21 protein-coding genes and 1 pseudogene are annotated in these 20,684 nt (G+C 63.5%); 8 read left to right on the top strand and 14 right to left on the bottom strand.

The features are described 5' to 3' along the window. Nucleotides 1-152: 152 nt before the first annotated feature. From PQT43_RS24725 to PQT43_RS24710, 4 genes are all read right to left on the bottom strand, one after another. Complete coding sequence (locus PQT43_RS24725; protein WP_272754846.1) at nt 153-764, bottom strand: class I SAM-dependent methyltransferase; 612 nt, start codon at nt 762-764, stop codon at nt 153-155. A 177-nt stretch (nt 765-941) separates the two neighbouring features. Further along, the gene (gene ppnN, locus PQT43_RS24720; protein ID WP_102879885.1) at nt 942-2,315 is read right to left on the bottom strand and encodes a nucleotide 5'-monophosphate nucleosidase PpnN; all 1,374 of its coding nucleotides are present in this window, start codon (nt 2,313-2,315) and stop codon (nt 942-944) included. A 222-nt stretch (nt 2,316-2,537) separates the two neighbouring features. Next, the gene (locus PQT43_RS24715) at nt 2,538-3,203 is read right to left on the bottom strand and encodes a suppressor of fused domain protein (RefSeq protein WP_110653525.1); all 666 of its coding nucleotides are present in this window, start codon (nt 3,201-3,203) and stop codon (nt 2,538-2,540) included. Between the two features lie 51 nt (nt 3,204-3,254). Continuing rightward, nucleotides 3,255-4,004, bottom strand: coding sequence for an SIR2 family NAD-dependent protein deacylase (locus PQT43_RS24710; protein WP_272754844.1), 750 nt, complete (start codon nt 4,002-4,004; stop codon nt 3,255-3,257). Nucleotides 4,005-4,184: 180 nt separating this feature from the next. Here PQT43_RS24710 and PQT43_RS24705 point away from each other — a divergent pair, with 180 nt between their 5' ends. Beyond that, complete coding sequence (locus PQT43_RS24705) at nt 4,185-4,589, top strand: response regulator (protein WP_102879882.1); 405 nt, start codon at nt 4,185-4,187, stop codon at nt 4,587-4,589. A 33-nt stretch (nt 4,590-4,622) separates the two neighbouring features. Here PQT43_RS24705 and PQT43_RS24700 read toward each other — a convergent pair whose 3' ends face one another. After that, a complete protein-coding gene (locus PQT43_RS24700) occupies nt 4,623-5,492 on the bottom strand; it encodes an isocitrate lyase/PEP mutase family protein (protein WP_102864306.1) in 870 nt (289 codons plus the stop codon). Nucleotides 5,493-5,930: 438 nt separating this feature from the next. Here PQT43_RS24700 and PQT43_RS24695 point away from each other — a divergent pair, with 438 nt between their 5' ends. Next, nucleotides 5,931-7,058 carry a saccharopine dehydrogenase NADP-binding domain-containing protein gene (locus tag PQT43_RS24695; protein WP_110595820.1) on the top strand — a complete coding sequence of 376 codons (1,128 nt, stop codon included), beginning with the start codon at nt 5,931-5,933 and terminating at the stop codon, nt 7,056-7,058. A gap of 7 nt (nt 7,059-7,065) precedes the next feature. On the opposite strand, the gene PQT43_RS24690 is transcribed toward PQT43_RS24695, so the two are convergent. From PQT43_RS24690 to PQT43_RS24680, 3 genes and pseudogenes are all read right to left on the bottom strand, one after another. Then, nucleotides 7,066-8,391, bottom strand: coding sequence for a hypothetical protein (locus PQT43_RS24690; protein ID WP_110595819.1), 1,326 nt, complete (start codon nt 8,389-8,391; stop codon nt 7,066-7,068). Between the two features lie 117 nt (nt 8,392-8,508). Beyond that, entirely contained in the window at nt 8,509-9,456 is a 948-nt protein-coding gene (locus tag PQT43_RS24685) for a sensor domain-containing diguanylate cyclase (protein WP_110595818.1), read from the bottom strand. A 3-nt stretch (nt 9,457-9,459) separates the two neighbouring features. Next, nucleotides 9,460-10,450, bottom strand: a pseudogene (locus PQT43_RS24680) (response regulator). A gap of 709 nt (nt 10,451-11,159) precedes the next feature. Here PQT43_RS24680 and PQT43_RS24675 point away from each other — a divergent pair. Further along, the gene (locus PQT43_RS24675) at nt 11,160-11,696 is read left to right on the top strand and encodes a DUF4174 domain-containing protein (protein WP_272754841.1); all 537 of its coding nucleotides are present in this window, start codon (nt 11,160-11,162) and stop codon (nt 11,694-11,696) included. 56 nt (nt 11,697-11,752) lie between these two features. Here the strand turns inward: PQT43_RS24675 and PQT43_RS24670 are convergent, their stop codons facing one another. Beyond that, nucleotides 11,753-12,952, bottom strand: a complete 1,200-nt coding sequence (locus PQT43_RS24670; RefSeq protein ID WP_272754840.1) for an aspartate aminotransferase family protein — start codon at nt 12,950-12,952, stop codon at nt 11,753-11,755. A gap of 101 nt (nt 12,953-13,053) precedes the next feature. Between PQT43_RS24670 and PQT43_RS24665 the strand changes: the two genes are divergently transcribed. Next, nucleotides 13,054-14,001, top strand: coding sequence for a LysR family transcriptional regulator (locus PQT43_RS24665; protein WP_123393179.1), 948 nt, complete (start codon nt 13,054-13,056; stop codon nt 13,999-14,001). Here PQT43_RS24665 and PQT43_RS24660 read toward each other — a convergent pair. The 3 genes from PQT43_RS24660 to PQT43_RS24650 are packed head-to-tail and all read right to left on the bottom strand — an operon-like array spanning nt 13,953 to nt 15,722. Further along, nucleotides 13,953-14,459, bottom strand: coding sequence for an NUDIX hydrolase (locus PQT43_RS24660; RefSeq protein WP_267269849.1), 507 nt, complete (start codon nt 14,457-14,459; stop codon nt 13,953-13,955). The genes PQT43_RS24665 and PQT43_RS24660 overlap by 49 nt on opposite strands. Before the next feature lie 8 nt (nt 14,460-14,467). Further along, entirely contained in the window at nt 14,468-15,175 is a 708-nt protein-coding gene (locus PQT43_RS24655; protein WP_110653517.1) for an NUDIX hydrolase, read from the bottom strand. Between the two features lies 1 nt (nt 15,176). Further along, entirely contained in the window at nt 15,177-15,722 is a 546-nt protein-coding gene (locus PQT43_RS24650; protein WP_102879874.1) for an adenylyltransferase/cytidyltransferase family protein, read from the bottom strand. A gap of 183 nt (nt 15,723-15,905) precedes the next feature. Here PQT43_RS24650 and PQT43_RS24645 point away from each other — a divergent pair, with 183 nt between their 5' ends. Genes PQT43_RS24645 through nadE form a run of 3 tightly spaced genes read left to right on the top strand, consistent with a single transcriptional unit; the run spans nt 15,906 to nt 18,672 of the window. Then, complete coding sequence (locus PQT43_RS24645) at nt 15,906-16,553, top strand: isochorismatase family protein (RefSeq protein ID WP_102864317.1); 648 nt, start codon at nt 15,906-15,908, stop codon at nt 16,551-16,553. Nucleotides 16,554-16,562: 9 nt separating this feature from the next. Continuing rightward, entirely contained in the window at nt 16,563-17,792 is a 1,230-nt protein-coding gene (pncB, locus tag PQT43_RS24640) for a nicotinate phosphoribosyltransferase (protein ID WP_060838784.1), read from the top strand. 1 nt (nt 17,793) lies between these two features. Continuing rightward, the gene (gene nadE, locus PQT43_RS24635) at nt 17,794-18,672 is read left to right on the top strand and encodes an ammonia-dependent NAD(+) synthetase (RefSeq protein WP_267269851.1); all 879 of its coding nucleotides are present in this window, start codon (nt 17,794-17,796) and stop codon (nt 18,670-18,672) included. 113 nt (nt 18,673-18,785) lie between these two features. On the opposite strand, the gene PQT43_RS24630 is transcribed toward nadE, so the two are convergent. Together PQT43_RS24630 and PQT43_RS24625 are read right to left on the bottom strand one after the other, a co-directional pair. Then, complete coding sequence (locus PQT43_RS24630; protein WP_267269852.1) at nt 18,786-19,253, bottom strand: hypothetical protein; 468 nt, start codon at nt 19,251-19,253, stop codon at nt 18,786-18,788. Continuing rightward, complete coding sequence (locus PQT43_RS24625; protein WP_267269853.1) at nt 19,246-19,656, bottom strand: GFA family protein; 411 nt, start codon at nt 19,654-19,656, stop codon at nt 19,246-19,248. Before PQT43_RS24625 ends, PQT43_RS24630 begins: the two co-directional genes overlap by 8 nt. A 515-nt stretch (nt 19,657-20,171) precedes the next feature. Between PQT43_RS24625 and fae the strand changes: the two genes are divergently transcribed. After that, nucleotides 20,172-20,684 carry a formaldehyde-activating enzyme gene (fae, locus tag PQT43_RS24620; protein WP_267269854.1) on the top strand — a complete coding sequence of 171 codons (513 nt, stop codon included), beginning with the start codon at nt 20,172-20,174 and terminating at the stop codon, nt 20,682-20,684.

Below are 20,684 nucleotides of genomic sequence, written 5' to 3'. Positions count from 1 at the left end.
GCGTTCCATAATGTTGGAAAACTATTTCACGTGGCCATGAGGCTGTCAAACCCGCTGCGTTTTGCAGGTGGCAACGCCGTGTGCAGCGGCGTTGTCCGGGGATAGGGGGAGGGGAAGGAGAAAGGGGGGGGCGGCGGCCTTGGTGGCGTCCGTCAGGGTTTGCGCAGGATCAGGTCGAACCTGTGGTTGTGCTTGGGACCGCGCAGGCTCTTGCCCAGCCCTTCGCTTTCCTCGAAATGCTCGATGTGCAGGCCGGCGCACAGTGCCTGTGCGCCGCTGCGGGAGTGAAAAGTCAGGTCTGGCGCCGTGGCCCATTGGTCCCGCTCACCGAACAGCTGGCCCACCAGCAATGCGCCGGGTTGCAAGGCCTCGACTTGCACCTGCCAGAACCGGGCGAAGGCGTCGGGGCGACAGAACGGCCAGGCCAGTCCGGCGTGAATCAGCTGGGCCGGCGCCAGTTCATCGAGGGTTTCGAAGTGCCCCTGGACGGCACGTAGGCGACCTTCGGCGAGGGTTCCGGCGCGTTCTTTGAGGCGCTCGATGGCGCTCGCTTCCTGGTCGATGGCCAGCACTCTCCAGCCGCGCTCCAGCAGTAAGCGGGTCTCGATGCCCGAGCCGCAACCCAGGTCGATGGCCAGAGGGTGGTCCATATCGGGCAGGTTCAAGGCCAGGGCGCGGCACAACAGGGGCGAAGGTGGGCGACCCTCGAAAGTCTTGTAGAAGGCTTCCCACCGGGCGGACGTCTCACTGTCTGGTGCTGGCATGAATCACTCCTTGATGGTTGGCGCCACATCCTAGCGGAGCCCGGCCATCCTTTGCCGGGTTTCAGCTAGCACAAAGCCCAGGGGCCGGCCTGGCGCGGGAGGCAAATGCCGGGCAAGAAAAAGCCGCGCGCTCCCAGGGAACGCGCGGCGCTGTTCAACCACCGAAGGGGCTGGGGATCAGCTCACTACGCGGTAGCACGGCACATAGGCCGCGCCGCCTGGCAGCTTCATGCGGTGCTGCTCGACGAAGGCTTTGAGCAGTTGGTCCAGGGGCTGCATGATCGCCGGGTCACCGTGAATGCTGTAGGGACCTTTCTGTTCGATCAGGCGGATGCCCTGGTCCTTGACGTTGCCGGCGACGATGCCGGAGAACGCCCGGCGCAGGTTGGCCGCCAGTTCGTGGGGCGCCAGGGCGTGGTTCAGTTGCAGGTTGGCCATGTTCTCGTGGGTCGGATCGAAGGGGCGCTGGAAGCCCTCGTCGATCTTCAGCAGCCAGTTGAAGTGGAAGGCGTCGTTGCGTTCGCGGCGGAACTGCTTGACGGTCTTCAGCCCTTCGGTCATCTGCCGGGCCACTTCTGCCGGGTTGTCGATGATGATCTGGTAGTGCTTCTGCGCCGCTTCGCCCAGGGTCGCCAGGACAAAGGCGTTGAGCTGCTCCAGATAGGGCGCTGCGCTCTTGGGACCGGTCAGGATCACCGGGAACGGCAGTTCACGGTTGTCCGGGTGCATCAGGATGCCCAGCAGGTAGAGGAATTCCTCTGCGGTGCCGGCGCCCCCCGGGAAGATGATGATGCCGTGGCCGACACGGACGAAGGCCTCCAGGCGCTTCTCGATATCCGGCAGGATCACCAGCTCGTTGACGATGGGGTTCGGTGCTTCGGCGGCGATGATCCCCGGCTCGGTCAGGCCCAGGTAGCGGCCGCCGCTCATGCGCTGTTTGGCGTGGGCGATGGTCGCGCCTTTCATCGGGCCCTTCATCACGCCCGGACCGCAGCCGGTGCAGATGTCCAGCTTGCGCAGGCCCAGTTCGTGGCCGACCTTCTTGGTGTATTTGTATTCTTCGGTATTGATCGAGTGGCCACCCCAGCACACCACCATCTTCGGCTCCACGCCGGGCCGCAGGGTGCGGGCGTTGCGCAGCAGGTGGAAGACGTAGTCGGTGATGCCCTGGGAGCTCTCCAGGTCGATGCGCTGGCTGTCGAGTTCGTTCTCGGTGTAGACGATGTCGCGCAGGGCGCTGAAGAGCATTTCCCGGGTGCTGGCAATCATCTCGCCGTCGACGAAGGCGTCGGCCGGTGCGTTCAGCAGTTCCAGGCGCACGCCACGGTCCTGCTGGTGAATGCGCACTTCGAAATCGTGGTAGGCGTCGAGGATGGTCTTGGCGTTGTCGACGTGGGCGCCGGTGTTGAGGATCGCCAGGGCGCACTGGCGGAACAGCGTGTAGATGCTGCCGGAACCGGCGGCGCTGAGTTGTTGCACTTCACGTTGCGAGAGGGTCTCCAGGCTGCCTTTCGGGCTCACCGAAGCATTGATCACTTGTCTTTGCGGCATTAATCCATTTCCTGAAATCGGCGCCACCGCGCCATGTGCGGTCAGTGGCGAAAAACGGCGGGGCAGTGAAAGAGCCACCGGTACGGGGCTTGGTTTCCAGCGGCAGGGCAAGAAAGCAAACGTCGTCGCGAGATTGTTCGCTGTCTGAATCTACCTCAAGCGGGCCCGCTGTGGCTGGAAAAATGACGATCCGTCACGGTCGCGGTGAATTTTCATCGAGTCTCAGCAGACGCTGGCCCGTGCCGGATCCATCACCGGCGAGGCTGCGGCCTGGGTCAGGCGTTGCTGCAGGGCCGGATACCCCGCGCCCTGGCCCCAGGCGTGTTCGTCCAAGGTCAGACCGACGATCTGCAGGAATTCGAAGCGTCCGCTCAGCAATTGATGAGGCCCGGCAAAAGCCGGCGCGGGGATGAACAGCAATGCCTGCAACAGGCTGTCGCCGCCGTCGATGGGTTGCCCGGTACGCATGCGGTCCCATTCGTCCAGCGGCGGCTGCTCGCCGAAACGGCCGGCGGCCAGTAGCAGTTGATAGGCGCAGAATTTACGCAGCAGGTGCAGGGCCCAGGGCGCCTGCTCGCGGGTTTCCAGCAGCAGTTCCTGGCCCATCCCGGACCAGCCATCGGCTTCGGGTTGCGCATCTTCCCAGGCATTGGACAGCCCTGAAGTGACGTACAGCCAACTGTTGCGCGTGGTGGTAGGCGGTGATTCGAAGACTCCGTGGCTGAGCCAGCGCGGGTCGATTTCGGTCTGACCGAAGACCTCGCTGAACAGCGCCATGTCCAGGGGGTAGATGCCTGGGCCCAGGTCGCCGAACAGCGCCGGGTAGAGTTGTTCCTCACGTTGTGCCCAGGCGGCTTCAAACCATGAAGAGTCGGGGGATTGCAGCATGTGAAAGCGTCCTTGAACAGAAACGGTGGCTCGGCTTGAGCCCCCAGAAAATCAGGCAAAGGCCTGACGCAGCAATTGCGGCAGAATCTCTCCGGCCTTGCCCACCAGGCTGTATTCCTCAGGCTTCGTACAGGCCTGGGGCTGCGGGTTGATGTGCACCACGCAGGCACCTTGCTCCAGCGCCAGTTGGGGGATCTGCGCCGCCGGCTGCACCAGACCCGAGGTGCCTACCGACAACAGCAGGTCGCATTCGCCTGCCGCTTTGAATGCCTCCTTGAGGATGTGCGGTGGCAGGGCTTCGCCGAACCACACCACACCGGGGCGGATCTTGCCGTTGCAGCCGGTGCAACGGGGGGGCTCCAGGCTGCAACCCTGCTCCGGCAACAGGGGTTCTGGCAGTTCGCCGCTGAAGGGGCGGTTGCAGGCGAAGCACTTGGGGTGGTGCAGGCTGCCGTGCAGGTGCAGCACCGAGGGGCTGCCGGCGCGCTCGTGCAGGTCATCGACATTCTGGGTGATCAGGGTCAGGCGCGGTACGCGTCGGGCCAGTTCGGCAATCGCCAGGTGGGCCGGGTTGGGTCGGGCCTGGAGCACTTTCATGCGGCGCCATTCATACCAGCCCCAGACCAGCGCCGGGTCCTCGCGAAAGGCTTGGGGCGTGGCCAGCCGCGCCGGGTCGAAGTTCTCCCACAACCCGGTCAGGGCGTCGCGAAAGGTCGGGATGGCGCTTTCGGCCGAGACTCCGGAGCCACTGAACACCACCAGGTGTCGGGCCTGGGCCAGGCGTTGGGGATCGAACTCCATGGATGACCTGTCTCCCTTGTCACGCTGATATCGGGGTCGCATTATCGCCAGTCGGTTCGGACCTGTCCGAAAAAAACACTGCGGGCGCATCGGGAATGAATTTATCGTCAAGCCGCCGCTCATAACTCTTGTCAGCGGTCCTGTCCGTAGAGTCCTCAAGCCTTCAGGGAGTGTTACCCCATGTACCCAGCCTCGTCCGTCAACCCAGACGCCACCTCCCGTTTGATCCTGGTGGTGGAGGATGAACCGACGGTGCTGGAGTTCCTGTGCGAGATTCTGCAGGACGAGGGGTTTGCCACCGAGGCCATGGAGAGTGCCGACCGGGCCTGGGAGTTCCTGCAACAACATGCCGCGGACGTGGCCCTGCTGCTGACCGATATCACCATGCCCGGCCGGCTCAATGGCGCCAGCCTGAGCAACCTGTGCGGTGAGCACTGGCCGTCGCTGCCCATTGTGGTCATGTCGGGTTTCGAGACCCCCGAGAGTTCCGGGGTGCGTTATCCGGTGTCCTTCATTCGCAAGCCCTGGACCATCGGGCAGATCCTCGACTGCGTGGAAGGCGCGCTGAAATCGGCCCAGGGTTGAGGCGTTGCGCCTCACCCCGGCCCATCGCCGGTGTTACTCCTTGACGCTCATGAACTCCTTGGCCCAGACGATGTAGTCCTCGGGCTGGGTGTAGGTATGAGCCAGTTCGGTCGCACTCAGGTCCGAGGCCTGGGTGAAGATCTGCCGCTGTTCCCGCAGGCAATCGTAAGTGGCCTTGATCGCGGCGAAGTAGGCGGCGTGGCCGTCCACCACGATTTTCACTCCCAGCTCCGCCAGGCGTGCGTCGTCGCGCAGGGCCGGGTTGCCGTAGGTCACCAGCATCAGCGGCACACTCAGGTGCTCGGAGATCTGTTCCAGTTGCTCGAAATCACGAATGCCCACCATGCAGATGGCGTCGGCGCCGGCACGCTGATACTGCTGGGTGCGGCTGATGATTTCCTGCACCGGGAGAATCCCGGCGTTGGTCCGGGCGATGATCGCCAGTTCGTTATCGACCCGGGCTTCCAGGGCGGCGCGGATCTTGCCGACGCCTTCGGCAACGCCAATCAGGTCGGTGGATTTACGCCCGAACTGGGCCGGCAGCAGGGTGTCTTCGATGGTCAGCGCGGCGATGCCGGCACGCTCCAGTTCAACCACGGTGCGCATCACGTTGAGGGCGTTGCCGTAGCCATGGTCGGCATCGGCGATCACCGGCAACTGGGCCACGCGGCCGATGCGGGTGGCCTGTTCGGCGAATTCGCTGAGGGTGATCAGGGCGAAGTCAGGGGCCGCCAGCACTTGCAGCGAAGCCACGGAGCCACCCAGGATGCCCACTTCAAAACCCAGGTCGGCGGCGATGCGCGCGGACATCGGGTCGAACACGGAAGCGGTGTGGTAGCAGGAGTTGGAAGCGATCAGTTCACGGAAACCGCGGCGCAAATCTTGATGGGAAAGCCTGGACATAACAGCTCCGAGATAGGATCGAGAGATCGACCTTGAGGTCGAGTCAGATTTTGCAATCAGTTCCCTTGGCGAGCCGATGATTGATGGGCTCACAGCGAAACGTTAGTTGGGCAGATGAAGGTGAAGCAAAGGGGGGTAACAAGGCGTCTGGGTCTCACTCGGTTGCGTGAACCGGCAAGTTTATTATGCGAAGCCGACATAGCAGGACGAGGCTAACACGCTCCAAGGCCCGAGTTGATGAGGAATTTGCATAGCATTATGCCGGACCGGCATTGGCATTTTTTTTCTAACTGAATATTACGACGCTTCGCCGAGGGTGGTTGAGGAGGCCGCCGCAGGCAATCGGGGGCTTGTCGATCCCTGGCAAATCCACCAAGCTGCCGCGCCTCGAATGGCAGCTTGGCAGCTGCGCAATGGCTTGGTTCAAGGATGCAGGTAATGACGCTCAGGGTGTTGGTGGTCGGTGGTTATGGCAATTTCGGCAGCATCGTCTGCCGCTATCTGATCCAGACGCCCGGGGTGCATCTGCTGATTTCCGGGCGTGACCCGCGCAAGCTCGCGGCCAAGGTTCAGGCGCTGCAAGCCGAGGCTGGACAGCCCTGCGAAGGCTGGTGCGGCGATGCCATGGGCCCGCAGTGGGTGCCGGCGCTCAAGGCCCTGGATGTGCATTGGGTGATCCACACCGCAGGGCCGTTCCAGGGCCAGTCCTACGCGGTGGCCCAGGGCTGCATCGAGGCTGGGGTCAACTACTGCGACCTGGCCGACTGCCGCCAGTTCGTGCGCGGTATCGGCACCCTGGATGAAGCGGCTCGGGCCGCCGGGGTGACCCTCCTCAGCGGGTGCAGTTCGGTGCCGACCCTGTCGACGGCGATCATCGATGAGCACCGTGAGCGGTTCTCCCGCATCGATCGGATCGAGCACGGTATTTCCTCCTCGGCGAAAATGCCCGGCCTGTCCACCATCCAGGGCGTGCTGGCCTACGCCGGCCGGCCGATCCTGCAACTCAAGGACGGCCAGCCGCTCCCGGTGATCGGCTGGCAGGGCCTGACCTTGCGCAAGCTGCCCAGGCTGGGCACGCGGCTGGTGGCCAATGTCGATGTGCCGGACCTGGACCTGTTCGCCGAGCGTTATGGCGCCCACACCTTGAGCTTCAAGGCGGGTGCCGGGCTGAAGATCGCCGGGCTGGCCAACGCCCTGCTGGCTCAGGCGGTGAAGCTCGGGCTGATCGACGACCCGGCGCCTTGGGCGGCGCGTCTGCATCGTTGCGGCACTTGGTTTGAAGGTTTCGGCGACGGCCTCAGTGCCATGTACGTGGACGTGCATGGCCTGGGCCAGGACGGTCAGCCGCTGTCGATGTACGCGCAGTTGACCGCCACCCACGATCACGGCCCGGAGATCCCCAGTTGCGCTGCGGTGGCCCTGGTGCACAAGCTGCTGGCCGGCCATGTGCCGGTCTCGGGGGCGCGTTCCAGTGCTGGCGAGGTCAGTGTCGAGGAGTACCTGCGGGCGATCGATGATCCGGATCACCTGCAACTGCAGGTGAGTTTCTCGCGCCCGCCGGTTTAAAACCCGCTCACCACAGCAGGGGCTTGGCGAAGTCCTTCCAGAACAGCCAGCGCCGCAGTTCGTGGTGCTCGCCGGTGCCGATCTGCCAGTCCGGTCGTCCGCTATCCAGGGCGATCTGGACGATGATCCCGGCATAGGTCGCGGCCACCAGGGTCTTGCCGTCGACGCTGATGTCCATGGCGGTGAGGGTCGAGCCGATGTAGTGCTGCCAGCGCTCTTCGCCGGTTTCACTGATGGCCCGCAGGTAACCGTAGGCGTCGCCGATGATGAACTCGTCGCCCCGTGAAGCAGCGGCATACACCCGGGCGCCTTCTTGCAGCACCGGGGTGCGCGGGTCGTCGCTGTAGAAGTCGGTGGAGAGCCCCGGCAGGTCGGCTACCGCCACCCCCACGCTGGCGCCGCCATAGAAGTGGCAAGCATTGAGCAGCAGGCGGTCGCCGCGCTGGTTGAAGTGAGCGAAGTGCGGGTATTCGCTGGCGGGGCCGATCTGCGCGACCTGCTGCAACCTCGCATCGAACACCAGGTGCATCCCGCTTTGCTCGCCGATGGCGATCCACTGGCCATCGGGCGACACCGCGCCATGTTCCATGCTCAGGCCGATGCTCAGGTCTTCGGCGGCGACGCCGTCGGCCAGGTCCTGCTGGATGTCCTCAAGGCTGCGCAGCAGGCGGGTGGCGCCATCGGCAGCCAGGACGAAGATGCCGTCGGCACTCACCAGCAGCACCCGGCGCCCGTCGGGGAAAGGGATCAGGCTGGTGGCAGAGGGGCGTCCGCTGTCTTCAAGCTCCAAACCTGCCGGCAGGCCGGCGTGAGGGGCGGGCCAGGGAAAGCTTGCCACCTGAGGCCCGTTCCAGCCGTCAGTGACCTGGATGCCGTCGGCCCGGCCCCAGGCGAAGTAACGCCGCTGCGGGCACATGCCGAAGCATTCCACCTGCTCCAGGGTCTGGATCCGCGCATCGTCGATATGCACCACGAAGCCGGCCTCGTAGGGCGCGCCGATACGTGCCAGCAGGCTACCGTCCGGCAACAGGGCCAGGGTCGGAATCATCCGCCCCTGGCTTTCCAGGCGCGGCGTCAGTGGGAAGTGTGCCGGCGGCCAGTCCTGGCGGAACGCCTGGCGCGCGGCCTCATCATGGGGGCACTGATTGCTCGCCTCCAGGGCCGCTTGCCAGTCCTGCAACAGGTGCTCGGTGTCGGGCATGTTCGGTTCCTTCAAGCCCTTCCAGCCCTCGCGGGTGCCGGTTTCGACATAGTGGTTGATGTCGCGGGCATAGGTCAGCACGGCTTGCTGCCATTGCTGTTGCGGGGACAGGTTCGAATTCGACTGGGACATGCGCGCAGGACTCCTTGTGGCGCTGGAAAAGGCGTAGCAGACCGGGGGATGGACCGGAAAAGCGCGCAGTTTATCCCTTGGCGGCGGCTTTTTTTCAAGGGGCCGGAGCGCCCCTGTTCAAGGCGCGTAGGTGCTGACCCGATTGCGCCCGGCGTGCTTGGAGGCGTACAGCGCCTGGTCGGCCCACTCGATCAGGCAACGGTGGTCCCGGGCCGGACGGTCGAGGCAGGCGATGCCCAGGCTGATGGTGAAATCGATGGCCTGGCCGTTGTGGATCACCTGTTGTGCTTCCACCGACTGGCGCAGGCGCTCGGCCAGGGTGTGGGCACCGGCCAGATCGGTGTGGGGCAGGAGGATGGCGAACTCTTCGCCGCCATAACGCCCGGCCACGTCGCTGTCGCGCACATGCTCGTGGATCAGTTGCGACAGGCGTTTGATCACCGCGTCACCGGCCTGGTGCCCGTAGCGATCATTGATCGACTTGAAGTGGTCGATGTCCAGCATCAGCAGGGCAATGGCGTTGCCGTGGCGGCTGTATTCGAACGCCAGGCGCTGTTCCCAGTGGCCGCGGTTGAACAGCTGGGTCAGGTGGTCGACGCGTGACAGGTGCTGCAACTGCTGGTTGGCCTTCTGCAGCGCCAGGCTGTTGATCGCCACGTCGGTGAGGTCGTAGATCACCAGGCAGACATGATGGATCTCGCTGTTGGACGAACGCAGCGGCAGCAGCGTGGTGTTCTGGTACATGAACTCGCCCTGGCCGGTAATCGGTTGGTAATTGTTGAAATGCACCAGGTACGGCCGCTGCTTCCAGATGGTAAAGGCCGGTGTGCCCAGGGCCACCACACGCCCGACCTTGCGGGTGAACCAGGGTCGCTCGACCTCGGGGAACAGCTCGAAAAAGGACTGGTCGATGGCCTGCTTGGAGGGCACGCCGGAGCGGTTCTCCATGAAGCTGTTCCACACCTGGACCCGGCACTCCAGATCAAGCACCACGATCCCCACATCGATGCTCTGGACCACCGCCAGCAGCCAGTGCAGTTCACTGAAATCCATTCGTTTGGGCATGGCTCAATTCATCAGGTAGGCGAGCTTCTGTTCCAGCAAGGCCATGGAACTCTCGGTGAACAGCAGCAACAGGTCGAAGTGGATGTTCTGTTCTTCCAGGCTGTAGCTGATCTCCACCGCTTGGGTCCTGTTCCAGCGTTGCTGGTTGAGCACGATCAATTCATCGATGGTGGTGTGTTCGCCCAGCACCTGGGGATGCCCCACGGAAAAGAACACATCCAACTGCTCGGCAATGCTGCTCAAGCAGGCACCGATCAACACGCTGGACAGGTCGATCAGCACTTCCATTTCCTGATAGGGATCGGTGCCCTGTTCCATCAGTTGGGCGATGTCGGCCACTTCCGAGTCGTAGAACATCAGCAGCGCTTCGCCGGCAATGCCGCTGCCGATATAGCTTTGGCAGATGGCAGTCAGTTGCCGGGCGCGATTGGCATCGGCCAGGAGCATCTGCAGTTCGCCGGCCTCCAGCACATTGACGTGAGGGATCGGCAGGTGCACGAACACGTCCAGGACCTTGGCGATCAGCGCCGCGGCGTAGCCCATGGAGACGTTGACGGTTTCCCGGAACGCGTCGCGAAAGGTCACCAGGGGTGGCGGCGACAGGGGGGGCGACGGGGGATGCGCCAGGGCTGTCCAGCAGTTGCAGTTCGTTGAGCAGTGCACGCAACTGCTGGGGATCGAAGGGCTTCTTCAGGAAGGCCCGGGCCCCCAGTTCGCGGGTGCGACGGACCGCTTCTTCCTGGACGTCGCCGGAGATGACGATGATCTGTGCGTCGATGCCTTCTTCCTGCACCGCACTCAAGACCTGGTAGCCGTCCATCACCGGCATGGTCAGGTCCAGCAACGCCACCTTGCCCAGCCCCCGGCGCAGGGCTTCCAGGCCTTCGCGACCGTTGCAGGCCTGGGTCACGGACACCCGCCACTCGCTGGGCAAGGTCCGCAGCACCTGCTTGCGGGCCATGCTCGAGTCATCGCAGACGAGGAGAGGGATCATCGGGGTCGGACGCTCATTCGAAAAAAACCGCCGTTGGATAACGTTCAGGAATGTAACGAGTTGCCGCGCAATAAGGGTGGTGTAACGGGCTGTCCGTGCCGCGCCGCACTATAGTTCGGTCGGCAATGGAAGAACAAGTCGGCGTTCATTGAGTTATTTGTTCCAGATCATTGTTCTGTGCATTGAACTGCAGAGCGAGTTGCAACTTTCGGCTGATATCAGTCTGTGCCTCGATGCGTTGTTCCCTTTGCATTGCTGGGTGGGTTCAGCGAGATGCTGAAAGATCGAAAGCCCCGAGATAGAAAGGTTGTTAAAGGTCAGTGAGCAGTTGTGCCTGTTTTCTGGCGTTTGGGAAATGACACTTTGCAAGCAACTTTAAAATGCTGCCGTTCAATACGGTTGATGTACGAGCTGGTCAGGGACGGTGGTATGAAAGACGGCATATTCTGCTGCCGGAGGAGGGCGTGAAAGTTTCGGCGCAACCGCTGTTCCGATATTCCGTACAGCCCGCTTATATGCAACAAAACCTTACCGTGGAATGCACTTCGATGAGCGCTGCCAACCCTGTAGCCCTTGTTTCCCGCCGCCTATAGAGCACGAGGCGCAGGCCCGGCCGGCCGGGCAAAAAAATGTCAGATTTTGAGTCCCGGCCTGGACCTTTTCCTGCAATGCGCAATCATTACTGCGTGGAAAACATAAGGAGAGACGCATGTTCATTCGGTCATTGACCCTCGCTACTCTGCTCGCTGTCGCCGGCCCGGTCCTGGCGGCCGACAACGACGGCCCATTGGCTCAGGACCTGGGCAAGTCACGGCCATTGATCGTGATCGCCCCCAGCACCGTGGACCCGACCCTGGTGAGCCTGAAGAAGTCCCTGGATGAGCCGGCGACCCGTCAAGCCTTCAACGAACGCAACATGGTCCTGTACACGGTGATCAACACCATCGGCCAGCGCGATGGCAAGGACATCGACCCGCAATCCACCATGGCCCTGATCCGCAGCCTCAAGCTGGGGGCGGGGGCCCGAACCAAGGTGATCCTGGTGGGCAAGGACGGCGAGAAAAAGCTCGAGCACTCCGGAAGCATCGAGCTCAAGGAAGTCTTCAGCGCGGTCGACCAGTTGCCGGCGGCGGAGAAACAGGCCGCGGCTCCAGCTCCGGCTCCCGAGCCGGAAGCCAAACCGGCCAATGCCAAGGCCGGCAAGGCGACCAAGCCGGCGGCGGCGCCCAAGCCGCTGGACGACTGAATTGCATAGCCGGCTAGCCCGGGGCAGGCGCTGCGCGCCCCGGAACTTGCCCAGCGTCATCGCGTCAGCGCGTGGCGCGATGTCAGCGCCTCGAGGGTTTGGCGCAGCCCGTCGACGATCATCTCCACTTCTGCGGCATCGATCACCAAGGGGGGCAGCAGGCGGATGGTCGTGCCCCGGGTGACATTGATCAGCAGGCCATGATCACGGGCGGCGATCTGCACCAACTGCTGGGCCGGCTGCACCAGCTCGATACCCACCATCAGCCCCAGCCCGCGAATCTCCCGTACCGCCGGATGTCCCGCCAGTTCCTCCCGCAACCGACCTAGCAACTGGGCGCCGCGTTGCTCGGCGTTAGTCAGCAACTGCTGTTCCTCGATGATGTCCAGCACGGTGCAGGCCGCGCGGCAGGCCAGGGGATTGCCGCCGAAGGTACTGCCATGGCTGCCTGGTGTGAACAGTTCGGCGGCCTTGCCCCGGGCCAGGCAGGCACCGATGGGAATGCCATTGCCCAGGCCCTTGGCCAGGGTCATCACGTCCGGTACCACGCCTTCGTGCTGACAGGCGAACCAGCGCCCGGTGCGGCCGATACCGCTCTGGATCTCGTCGAGCATCAGCAGCCAGTTGCGCCGGGTGCACAGCTCACGCACGGCCTTGAGGTAGCCGGGCGCAGCCAGCTGGATGCCGCTTTCACCCTGGATCGGCTCCATCAGCACCGCGCTGATGCGCGGACCGTGCTTGGCAACGACCGATTCCAGGGCGGCCAGATCGCCGAACGGCACCTTGAGAAAACCGTCCGGCAACTGGCCGTAGCCCAGGCGCACTGCCGGGCCGTCGCTGGCGGCCAGGGTGGCCAGGGTCCGGCCATGAAAGGCGTTTTCCATGACCACCACCAGGGGCTGCTCGATGCCTTTGTGCCAGGCGTGCAGGCGCGCCAGCTTGAGGGCGGTTTCATTGGCTTCGGCCCCGGAATTGTTGAAGAACACCCGCTCCATGCCACTCAGCTGGGTCAGTTTGGCGGCCAGTTGCTGCTGCCAGTGGATGTCATAGAGGTTGGAACTGTGCAGCAGCAGGCCGGCCTGTTCGCGGATGGCGCTGACCAGGCGTGGATGAGAGTGGCCGACAGCGGTCACCGCGACTCCGGCGATGGCGTCCAGGTACTCACGCCCGGTCTGGTCCCAGAGGCGGCTGCCCAGGCCCTTGCAGAAGCTCAGGGCGAGGGGCTGGTAGGTGCTCATCAGGCAGGCGGCGGTCATGGCGGGCGACTCCATCTCAGGGGGTGTGCTGCCAGTATCGTTAGCCATTCAGGCTAGATAAACTCGCCATTTCTTTAATCATCTTGAAGTCAGGGTTGATAATGGATCTGTTCCAGGCAATGTCGGTGTACGTCAAGGTGGTGGAGGCGGGAAACATGACGGCCGCCGCCCGGGAATGCGCCATGTCCACCACCATGGTGGGCAATCACCTGCGGGCCCTGGAGCAGCGCCTTGGGGTGCGCCTGCTCAACCGCACGACGCGACGCCAGCGCCTTACCGAATTCGGCACCGAGTACTACCAGCGTTGTCTGGCGGTTCTGGGCCTGGTAGCGGACTCCGAGCGCCTGGCGGAGCAGGCTCAAGGCGAGCCCTCCGGCACCTTGCGCATCACCGCGCCGCTGACCTTCGGCACCGAGCGCCTGGCTCCGGCCCTGAGCGAGTTCCGGGAGCGCTGTCCGCAGGTCAAGGTGGAACTGACCCTGGCCAATCAGCGTTTCGACTTGAGCGACGGCGCCTTCGATGTGGCCGTGCGCCTGGGCAACCTGGACAACTCATCGCTGATTGCCCGGCCGCTGCAGGATTACACCCTGACCATCTGCGCCGCTCCGGAGTACCTGGAGCGTTGCGGCACCCCGCAGGTTCCCGAAGATCTGCAGCAGCACAACTGCCTGGCATTTGCCTACCCGGCCGGCGACGAGTGGAGCTCCACCGCCACCCAATGGCCGTTGCGCGGGCCCGAGGGGGATGTGCTGATTCCGGTGTCCGGCTCGTTGCTGACCAACACCTCGTCCGGGTTGCACCGGGCGGCGCGGGGTGGGCTGGGGCTGGTGATGATGCCCGATGCGTTGGTGGAGGAGGACCTGCAGCAGGGCCGGCTGGTGCCGGTGCTGCAGGATTATCAGTTGCCGTTTCGGACGATGCACCTGCTGTATGCCCAGGACCGCTATCGCCTGCCCAAGCTGCGCAGCTTTGTCGACTTCGCCCTGGAGAAGTGGGGGCGTCAGGCCGACTCGGCGGCCAGCAACATCATTGCTGCCGACAGGGTGTGACCGTCGGTGATCTGGCCGGCGGCGATCATCGCCAGCAACTCCTGGCGGCTGACCCACAGTATATGGTCCACCTCGCCATCGGTGGCGGCGCTCTGCTGGTCGGCGATCTCGACCTGACACACCGCCACCGCGCTGGCGATCAGCGAAGTGTTGCTGTGCAGCAAGCCCAGTTGGCGGACCTGCGATGCCTGCCAGCCAGTCTCTTCCAGCAGTTCCCGGGCTGCGGCGTCACAGGCGCTTTCCCCGGCATCGATGGCGCCCCGGGGAAACTCGATGGACTGGCCGCCAATGGCCCGGCGTTTGAGGTCCACCAGCATCAGCCGGCCATCGGCCAGGGTCGGCACGGCCACCACGCCGTTTACCGCCTGGGCTTCCTTGATGATGAAGTAGCCGTTTTCGCGGACCACCTTGAAGTACGGGGTTTGCAGCAGGCACTGGCTTTCGGTGACGGAACTCATGGGCGGCATTACTCCAGAAAACAACGATCGAACAGGTACAACTCGGTGGGTTTGAGGGTTTCCACTGTGGCCTGAGGGCGGCCGCCATCGCCGCTTTTCTTGCGCCCGGTTTCCTGCAGGTAACCGGCCTCGCTCATCTTCAGCAGGCGCTGGCGGATGCTGGTCTTGAGCACTGGCCGTTGCAGTACCAGGGAGAAGATGCTCACCGCCTCGGGGGCGCTGAATTCCTGGCCGAGAAACATCAGCGGCAGGCTGCTGTACAGGGATTTGGAAAACAGCCGCTCCCGTGTCTGGGCCACCAGGCTGTTGTGGTCGAAAGGCAGTTTGAAGGCGCCGCTGGCTACGTCCGCGAGGGCAAAGAAACCCTGCTGCGGGCCGGGCTGCACCGGGTCGCTGACGATTCCCAGGTAAAAGGTCGAGGACGACCAGCAGCGCGGGTCGCGGAAGGCGTCGCCGACGGTGCCCACCTGTTCCAGCCAGGCCAGGGGCATGTCCACTTTGCTTGAACGGCGCAGGCGTTCCACCGCGTCATTCAGGCTGCGGTCTTCGACATCGCCGTTGACCACGATGCCCGGCAGTGCCCAGTGTCCGGCGAATGGCTCGCTGTCCCGTTGGTGAAGGAGAATTTCCAGCTCGCAGCGCTCGCGGTTGTAGCGCAGCAGGCACAGGTCGATGGTGTGCAGGTAGGCGCTGGGGAGGGTGGTGCGATCGTGCATATCAACTTCCGTGGACGGCGTAGAGGCCGTAGTTTAGCGGATTCATGCCCGGTGCCAGCCATTGGCTGGGCGGTGTTTCGCCGCGGGCCAGGCACTGGCGCAATACGCTGCTGCGCACTCCAGGCTGTTCCTCGATGCAGAGGATGGAAAAGCGTTGCAGCAATTCTTCGCCGCGATGGAACCTGGGCAACTGCCGCGCCACGTCTTCACCCACCACCAGGGCGATGCGCTTGCCGTCCAGGGCCAGGTCGTCGGCCAGGCGTTGCAGCAGAGTGAAGCTGTAGACCGGACCCGGATCGGCCAGGGCCAGCTGCCGCTCCAGGCGGCTGACCGCCAACTCGGCCTGGCACTCGGGCTGCAAGTGCGTGGTGATCGCCTGCAACCAGTTGGCCCGTTGCTCGAAATCGGCCATGCGCTTGCCGTCCGGGTGGCGAAAGCTCGGGACTACCAGTACCCGGCGGGCGTGGCGAGCGGCTTCGAGCATCACCTGGGCGTGTCCGGCGTGGGGCGGGTTGAAGGCGCCGCCATAGAGGGCCAGTTCAAACATCTGCTTTTCCTCGTTTGGTACATGACGTGTACCTTAGCATCGCTTTTGTCGGCGGAGAATCTCCTTTTGTACCTTGCTATTTCGGATTGATTGAAGATCGATTGATAAAAATAAAATCCATAGGGGCTTGCCATGAAAGTACATGACATGTACTTTGTGCTCCATGCAGAGGAGAGACCCAGCATGAACAGCCAAACGATGAAGACCGCTTCCTTCGATGTCGATGCACAAAAGAGCTTTACCCCGCTGTGCCCGAACGAGTTGCCCGTGGCCGAAGGCGATCGCATCGGCGGCGAGCTGAATTTCATGGCGACCCTGGCCAGCCTGCGCATCGGCAGCAAGGACGCCCACAGCCCCCAGGCTCCCTGGGTGGTGGCCGAGCACGCACAGATGCTCCAGCCCACCGGCCTGGAACACGCCGACCTGACCTGGGTCAGCCACTGCGTACCGGGCACCGCAGGCTTCACCCTGCTGGACGAGTTGCCCACGCCGTACGACTACGACTACTTCGTGTGGAAGGGCGTGGAGCCGGACCTGCACCCCTATGGCGCCTGCTATCACGACCTGCACGGCAAGCTCTCCACCGGGGTCATCGAGTACCTCAACAGCCAGGGCGTGCAACAAGTCATCGTCGGCGGCCTGGCCCTGGATTTCTGCGTCAAGACCACCGCCCTGCAACTGGCCGCCGCCGGCTTCAAGGTGATCATTCACCTGCCGGCCTGTCGCGCCATCAGCGCCGAGGGTGCTACTCAGGCGATCAACGACATGCAACGAGCGGGCATCGCGGTTGCCGCGACCCGCGAAGCAACCGCCAGACTGGCCAAGGCCTGAGGAGTCATCATGGAAAGTGCATTCGACCGTAACAACGGCGTGATTCAGAGCCTGCTGGACACTGACTACTACACCTTCACCATGATGCAGGCGGTGCTGCACCAGCACCCCAATGTCGATGTGGAATACCAGTTCATCGTCCGCTCCAAAGAGTCCCTGGTGCACCTGATCCCCGAGATCCGCCAGGAACTGGAAAAGCTCGCCGGCCTGCAGATGCGCGAAGGCGAACAGCGTTTTTTGTTCAACAAGCGCTTTCGTGAGTACCTGACCCCGGACTTCGAACAGTTCCTCGGCCTGTTCCGCTTCAACCTGCGCTACATCCACGTGGCGGCGGTCGATGGCCAACTGAGCATCCGCGTCCGTGGTCCGATGCTGCACTGCATCATGTTCGAGCAGCCGGTGCTGGCCATGGTCAGCGAGTTGCGCAACCGCGATAAGTACCCCGAGGTGGAGCTTGAGGATGTCACTCGCCGGCTCTATCAGAAGTTCGAATGGCTGGAGAAAAACGCCAGCCGCGACGAACTCGCCGAGTTCCGTGTTTCGGATTTCTCCACCCGCCGGCGCCTCTCGTTCAAGGCCCAGCGCGAAGTGGTGAAGATCATGCGCAGTGATTTCCCCGGGGTCTTCGTTGGCACCAGCAATGCGCACCTGGCCTACGAGTTCGACCTGCCGCTGATCGGCACCATGGCCCACCAATGGCTGATGGTGCACCAGCAACTGGGGCGGTTGCGGGAGAGCCAGAATGCGGCCCTGGAGAATTGGGTGCACGAGTATCGCGGACGCCTCGGCATCGCCCTGACCGACTGCATCAGCACCGACTTTTTCCTCAAGGACTTCGACCTGTACTTCGCCAAGCTCTACGACGGCCTGCGCCAGGATTCCGGGGACCCGCTGCTCTGGGCCGACAAGGTCCTGGCCCGCTACCGCGAACTGGGCATCGATCCACGGACCAAGGACCTGATGTTCTCCGATGGCCTGAACTTCGAGAAATGCCTGCCGATCCTGCGCCACGTGCGTGGCCAGGCCAGGTTCGGGTTTGGCATGGGCACCAGCCTGGCCTGCGATGTCGAAGGCGTGGAGCCGCTGAGCATCGTGATGAAGCTGGTGCGGGTGCATGGCGAACCGGTGGTGAAGTTCTCCGACGACCCGATCAAGAACGTTTGTGAAGACCCGTCGTTCCTGCGCTACGCCGCCCAGGTGTTCAACGTTGATCTTGCCCACTCGCCCCTGGAGGCCTGACATGAGCAACCAAACCCAAGAACGCATTGCCCGGGAACTGGGCATCGACCGGCAACTGGTGCGCGGTGGCGAGGCCCTGGAAATCGCCCGGCGCGTGGAGTTCATTCAGCAAGTGCTGCGCGAGTCCGGTTGCACGACCCTGGTGTTGGGCATCAGTGGCGGAGTCGACTCCCTGACGGCCGGCCGCCTGTGCCAGCTGGCGGTGGAGCAACTGCGGGGGGCAGGGCAGGAGGCGCGATTTATCGCCATGCGCCTGCCCTATAAAAGCCAGGCGGATGAACGCGATGCCCAGGCGTCCCTGGACTTCATTCGCCCGGACAGCGTCAGTACCTGCAACATTGCCGACAGCGTCGATGGAATGATGAATCAGCTACAGATCGAAGGCTTGCAACCCTCGGCGGCCCTCACGGACTTTGCCAAGGGCAACGTCAAGGCCCGAGCGCGGATGATCGCGCAGTACGCCGTGGCCAACTTCAGCAACGGCCTGGTGGTGGGCACCGACCACGGCGCCGAGGCGCTGATGGGTTTCTTCACCAAGTACGGTGACGGCGCCTGCGACCTGGCCCCGCTGTCGGGGCTGACCAAGACCCAGGTACGACTGCTGGCCGACGCCCTTGGCGCTCCTGGCCAACTGGTGCACAAGGCGCCCACCGCGGACCTGGAAGAACTGGCCCCGGGCAAGCTGGATGAAACGGCTTATGGTTGCAGCTACGAAGAAATCGATGCCTACCTGATGGGCGAGCCCGTCACCGACGCAGTGCGCCACCTGATCGAACGTGCCTACCTGCGAACGGCCCACAAACGCGCCTTGCCCCGCACCCCGCCTTATCGGCATGCGTCGAATGACCTCTCCCAGCCGGTCCTGCCCAGCGTCCTGTAGCCGCTGCCGCAGGCTGCGATCGGCTCCGCAGGAGACGCGGCGAGCTGAACGCCGCCAGAGGTCCGTCGGGAAATCGCCAGGCAAGGTCCTGTGGCCTTTGTCGACAGGGCCGGTCAATCCGGCCATTTCTTCAAGGCCACACGGCATTCTTCGGTCAGCTCCGGCATATGCTCCCGTACCTGCGGCCAACCCAATATCTCCAGTGCCTCGCGGGCGCCTTCTCGCAGCGGTCGCCATTGCGGGTGTTCGAAGCCATTGTCTTCCAGGGTCATTCCATAGGCCTCCCGGCACAGTGCTTCACAGCCGATTAACAGTGCTTGCAAGCGCGACAGCAAATGCGGCGCCAGATACAGCGGAAAATGCTTCACAAAACCAGCGAGATAATCCAGATAGCCAGACCACAGATTGCACTCGGCACAGCAACCGACCTCCATCCGTTGTCGCTTGGCGTCCAGGGCGAGAAATTCCAGGGCCACGCCCAGTTCGCCCAACAGGATGATCCTTCGGTATTCGTCCTGGCCGTACCAGGTCCAGACGTTCGAGGCGAGGGGGGAGCTGCAGTGCGAAGGTGCTTCACTCATGCTGTCCGCCTTTATCCTGCGTTGTCGGCGCGGGCTGCCAGCCCTCGGGCCAGCGGTCGCTGAACGAATGGCTGGCCGGCATCAGGGCTGGGTCGCGGTTGTCATCGAAGCAGCCCAGCAGCAGGGCAAGGGTCGGCTCGTCATCGACAGCCCCCAGCGTGCTGCCGCATTCCCGGCAAAAGGCCCGGCTCGAATAGTCCGACGACCTGAAGGTCGCCGGTGCGCCGCCAGGGCCGGTCCAGGTCACCCGTTCCCGGGGGAACTCGACCCACGCCAGTGTCAGCGCGCCACTGTGGCGCTGGCACAGTTTGCACGAGCAGGTATGGGGATTGGCGGCAGGCCCTCGGGCCTCGAAGCGAATCTGCCCGCACAGGCAGCCGCCCTGGTACAACGCTTGGTTCATGGCTGGGTCTCTGAACATGCGGCGCTGATGGCCGATGGGCGAATTTACCACGTCCGGCATGTTTTCAAGGCACAGCAAGGACCTGATCGAGGACCTGGGGGGATCTCTGGTAACCGATCGATGGGTAACTCAACAGGGCTTTGACGCCGGCGGGCAGTTCCGGTCCCGTGACTGGCAGCAGGTCCAGGGTGACGCTGGCGTAGGGGGAGCGAGCAGGTCGCCGGGCGCTTGGTCCGCCGCGGAGCGCCCTTCACCAGGGGTATGACTAAAGCTCATGGCCACATGACTTTTAATGGTTACGGCTGCCTGAAAATCCGGTGATACAACAGCGCCAAACCAGCTCATCCATAACAACAAAGAGCGTTTGGCCATGACTTCATCCCGTCCTGCCGGGCTTCCCGGTTCGCGCTGCACCTATCTCTGGCTGCGCTCTTTGACCTGCATTTTCCACCCGGTCCGGTTTCAGCTTGGCTGATCCGGTTCCTGTTCCCTGCATCCTCAAAGAGTAAGCATCCATGCAACCACTCGACCTCTACATTGGTGAAGGTTTTGAAGGCCCGGGCGTCAATGCCGCCCATATCAATATCCTCATCGGTCCGCGCAACGGCCCTGCCGGGCAGGCCTTCGCCAGCAGCCTGGCTTCGCCGAGCCAGGGCCATTGCCCATTCATGGTCATTGCCCAGCCGAACATCCCGGTCAAGCCCATGACCCTGTACGTGAACAAGGCGGCCATTGTCAGTGAGCTGCACGGCCAGGCCACTTGGGGCGCCTCTCAGGCCGGGATCGCCAAGGCGGTGCTCGAAGCGCTGCTGGACGGCACTTTGCCGGCCGAGGCCGAGAACCAGTGGGCAATCGTCACCGCCAACTGGGTCAACCCGGACTGCGACGACTTGGATGCGGTCTACCAGAACAACTACCGCGCCTGCCGCACGGCAATTCGCGCAGCCCTGACCGGCAAGCCCGAGCGCGCCCAGCTGGCGGACGTGGTGAACCAGATCAGCAACCCGTTCTACACCCCCAAGGCCTGA

This window comes from Pseudomonas sp. BLCC-B112 (genome assembly GCF_028550695.1).
GTDB classification, from domain to species: Bacteria; Pseudomonadota; Gammaproteobacteria; order Pseudomonadales; family Pseudomonadaceae; genus Aquipseudomonas; species Aquipseudomonas danubii.
Note: the sequence above shows the minus strand (reverse complement) of the source record. Positions and strands in the feature narration are given on the sequence as shown.

Coding starts and splice junctions, on each gene's coding strand:
- PQT43_RS24670 (WP_272754840.1), bottom strand. CDS start 12,952: ATGACCGCCGCCTGCCTGATGAGCACCTACCAGCCCCTCGCCCTGAGC.
- pncB (WP_060838784.1), top strand. CDS start 16,563: ATGGAAAGTGCATTCGACCGTAACAACGGCGTGATTCAGAGCCTGCTG.
- PQT43_RS24665 (WP_123393179.1), top strand. CDS start 13,054: ATGGATCTGTTCCAGGCAATGTCGGTGTACGTCAAGGTGGTGGAGGCG.
- PQT43_RS24650 (WP_102879874.1), bottom strand. CDS start 15,722: ATGTTTGAACTGGCCCTCTATGGCGGCGCCTTCAACCCGCCCCACGCC.
- PQT43_RS24705 (WP_102879882.1), top strand. CDS start 4,185: ATGTACCCAGCCTCGTCCGTCAACCCAGACGCCACCTCCCGTTTGATC.
- PQT43_RS24655 (WP_110653517.1), bottom strand. CDS start 15,175: ATGCACGATCGCACCACCCTCCCCAGCGCCTACCTGCACACCATCGAC.
- PQT43_RS24710 (WP_272754844.1), bottom strand. CDS start 4,004: ATGGAGTTCGATCCCCAACGCCTGGCCCAGGCCCGACACCTGGTGGTG.
- PQT43_RS24700 (WP_102864306.1), bottom strand. CDS start 5,492: ATGTCCAGGCTTTCCCATCAAGATTTGCGCCGCGGTTTCCGTGAACTG.
- fae (WP_267269854.1), top strand. CDS start 20,172: ATGCAACCACTCGACCTCTACATTGGTGAAGGTTTTGAAGGCCCGGGC.
- PQT43_RS24690 (WP_110595819.1), bottom strand. CDS start 8,391: ATGTCCCAGTCGAATTCGAACCTGTCCCCGCAACAGCAATGGCAGCAA.
- ppnN (WP_102879885.1), bottom strand. CDS start 2,315: ATGCCGCAAAGACAAGTGATCAATGCTTCGGTGAGCCCGAAAGGCAGC.
- PQT43_RS24645 (WP_102864317.1), top strand. CDS start 15,906: ATGAACAGCCAAACGATGAAGACCGCTTCCTTCGATGTCGATGCACAA.
- PQT43_RS24715 (WP_110653525.1), bottom strand. CDS start 3,203: ATGCTGCAATCCCCCGACTCTTCATGGTTTGAAGCCGCCTGGGCACAA.
- nadE (WP_267269851.1), top strand. CDS start 17,794: ATGAGCAACCAAACCCAAGAACGCATTGCCCGGGAACTGGGCATCGAC.
- PQT43_RS24695 (WP_110595820.1), top strand. CDS start 5,931: ATGACGCTCAGGGTGTTGGTGGTCGGTGGTTATGGCAATTTCGGCAGC.
- PQT43_RS24660 (WP_267269849.1), bottom strand. CDS start 14,459: ATGAGTTCCGTCACCGAAAGCCAGTGCCTGCTGCAAACCCCGTACTTC.
- PQT43_RS24725 (WP_272754846.1), bottom strand. CDS start 764: ATGCCAGCACCAGACAGTGAGACGTCCGCCCGGTGGGAAGCCTTCTAC.
- PQT43_RS24625 (WP_267269853.1), bottom strand. CDS start 19,656: ATGAACCAAGCGTTGTACCAGGGCGGCTGCCTGTGCGGGCAGATTCGC.
- PQT43_RS24675 (WP_272754841.1), top strand. CDS start 11,160: ATGTTCATTCGGTCATTGACCCTCGCTACTCTGCTCGCTGTCGCCGGC.
- PQT43_RS24630 (WP_267269852.1), bottom strand. CDS start 19,253: ATGAGTGAAGCACCTTCGCACTGCAGCTCCCCCCTCGCCTCGAACGTC.
- PQT43_RS24685 (WP_110595818.1), bottom strand. CDS start 9,456: ATGCCCAAACGAATGGATTTCAGTGAACTGCACTGGCTGCTGGCGGTG.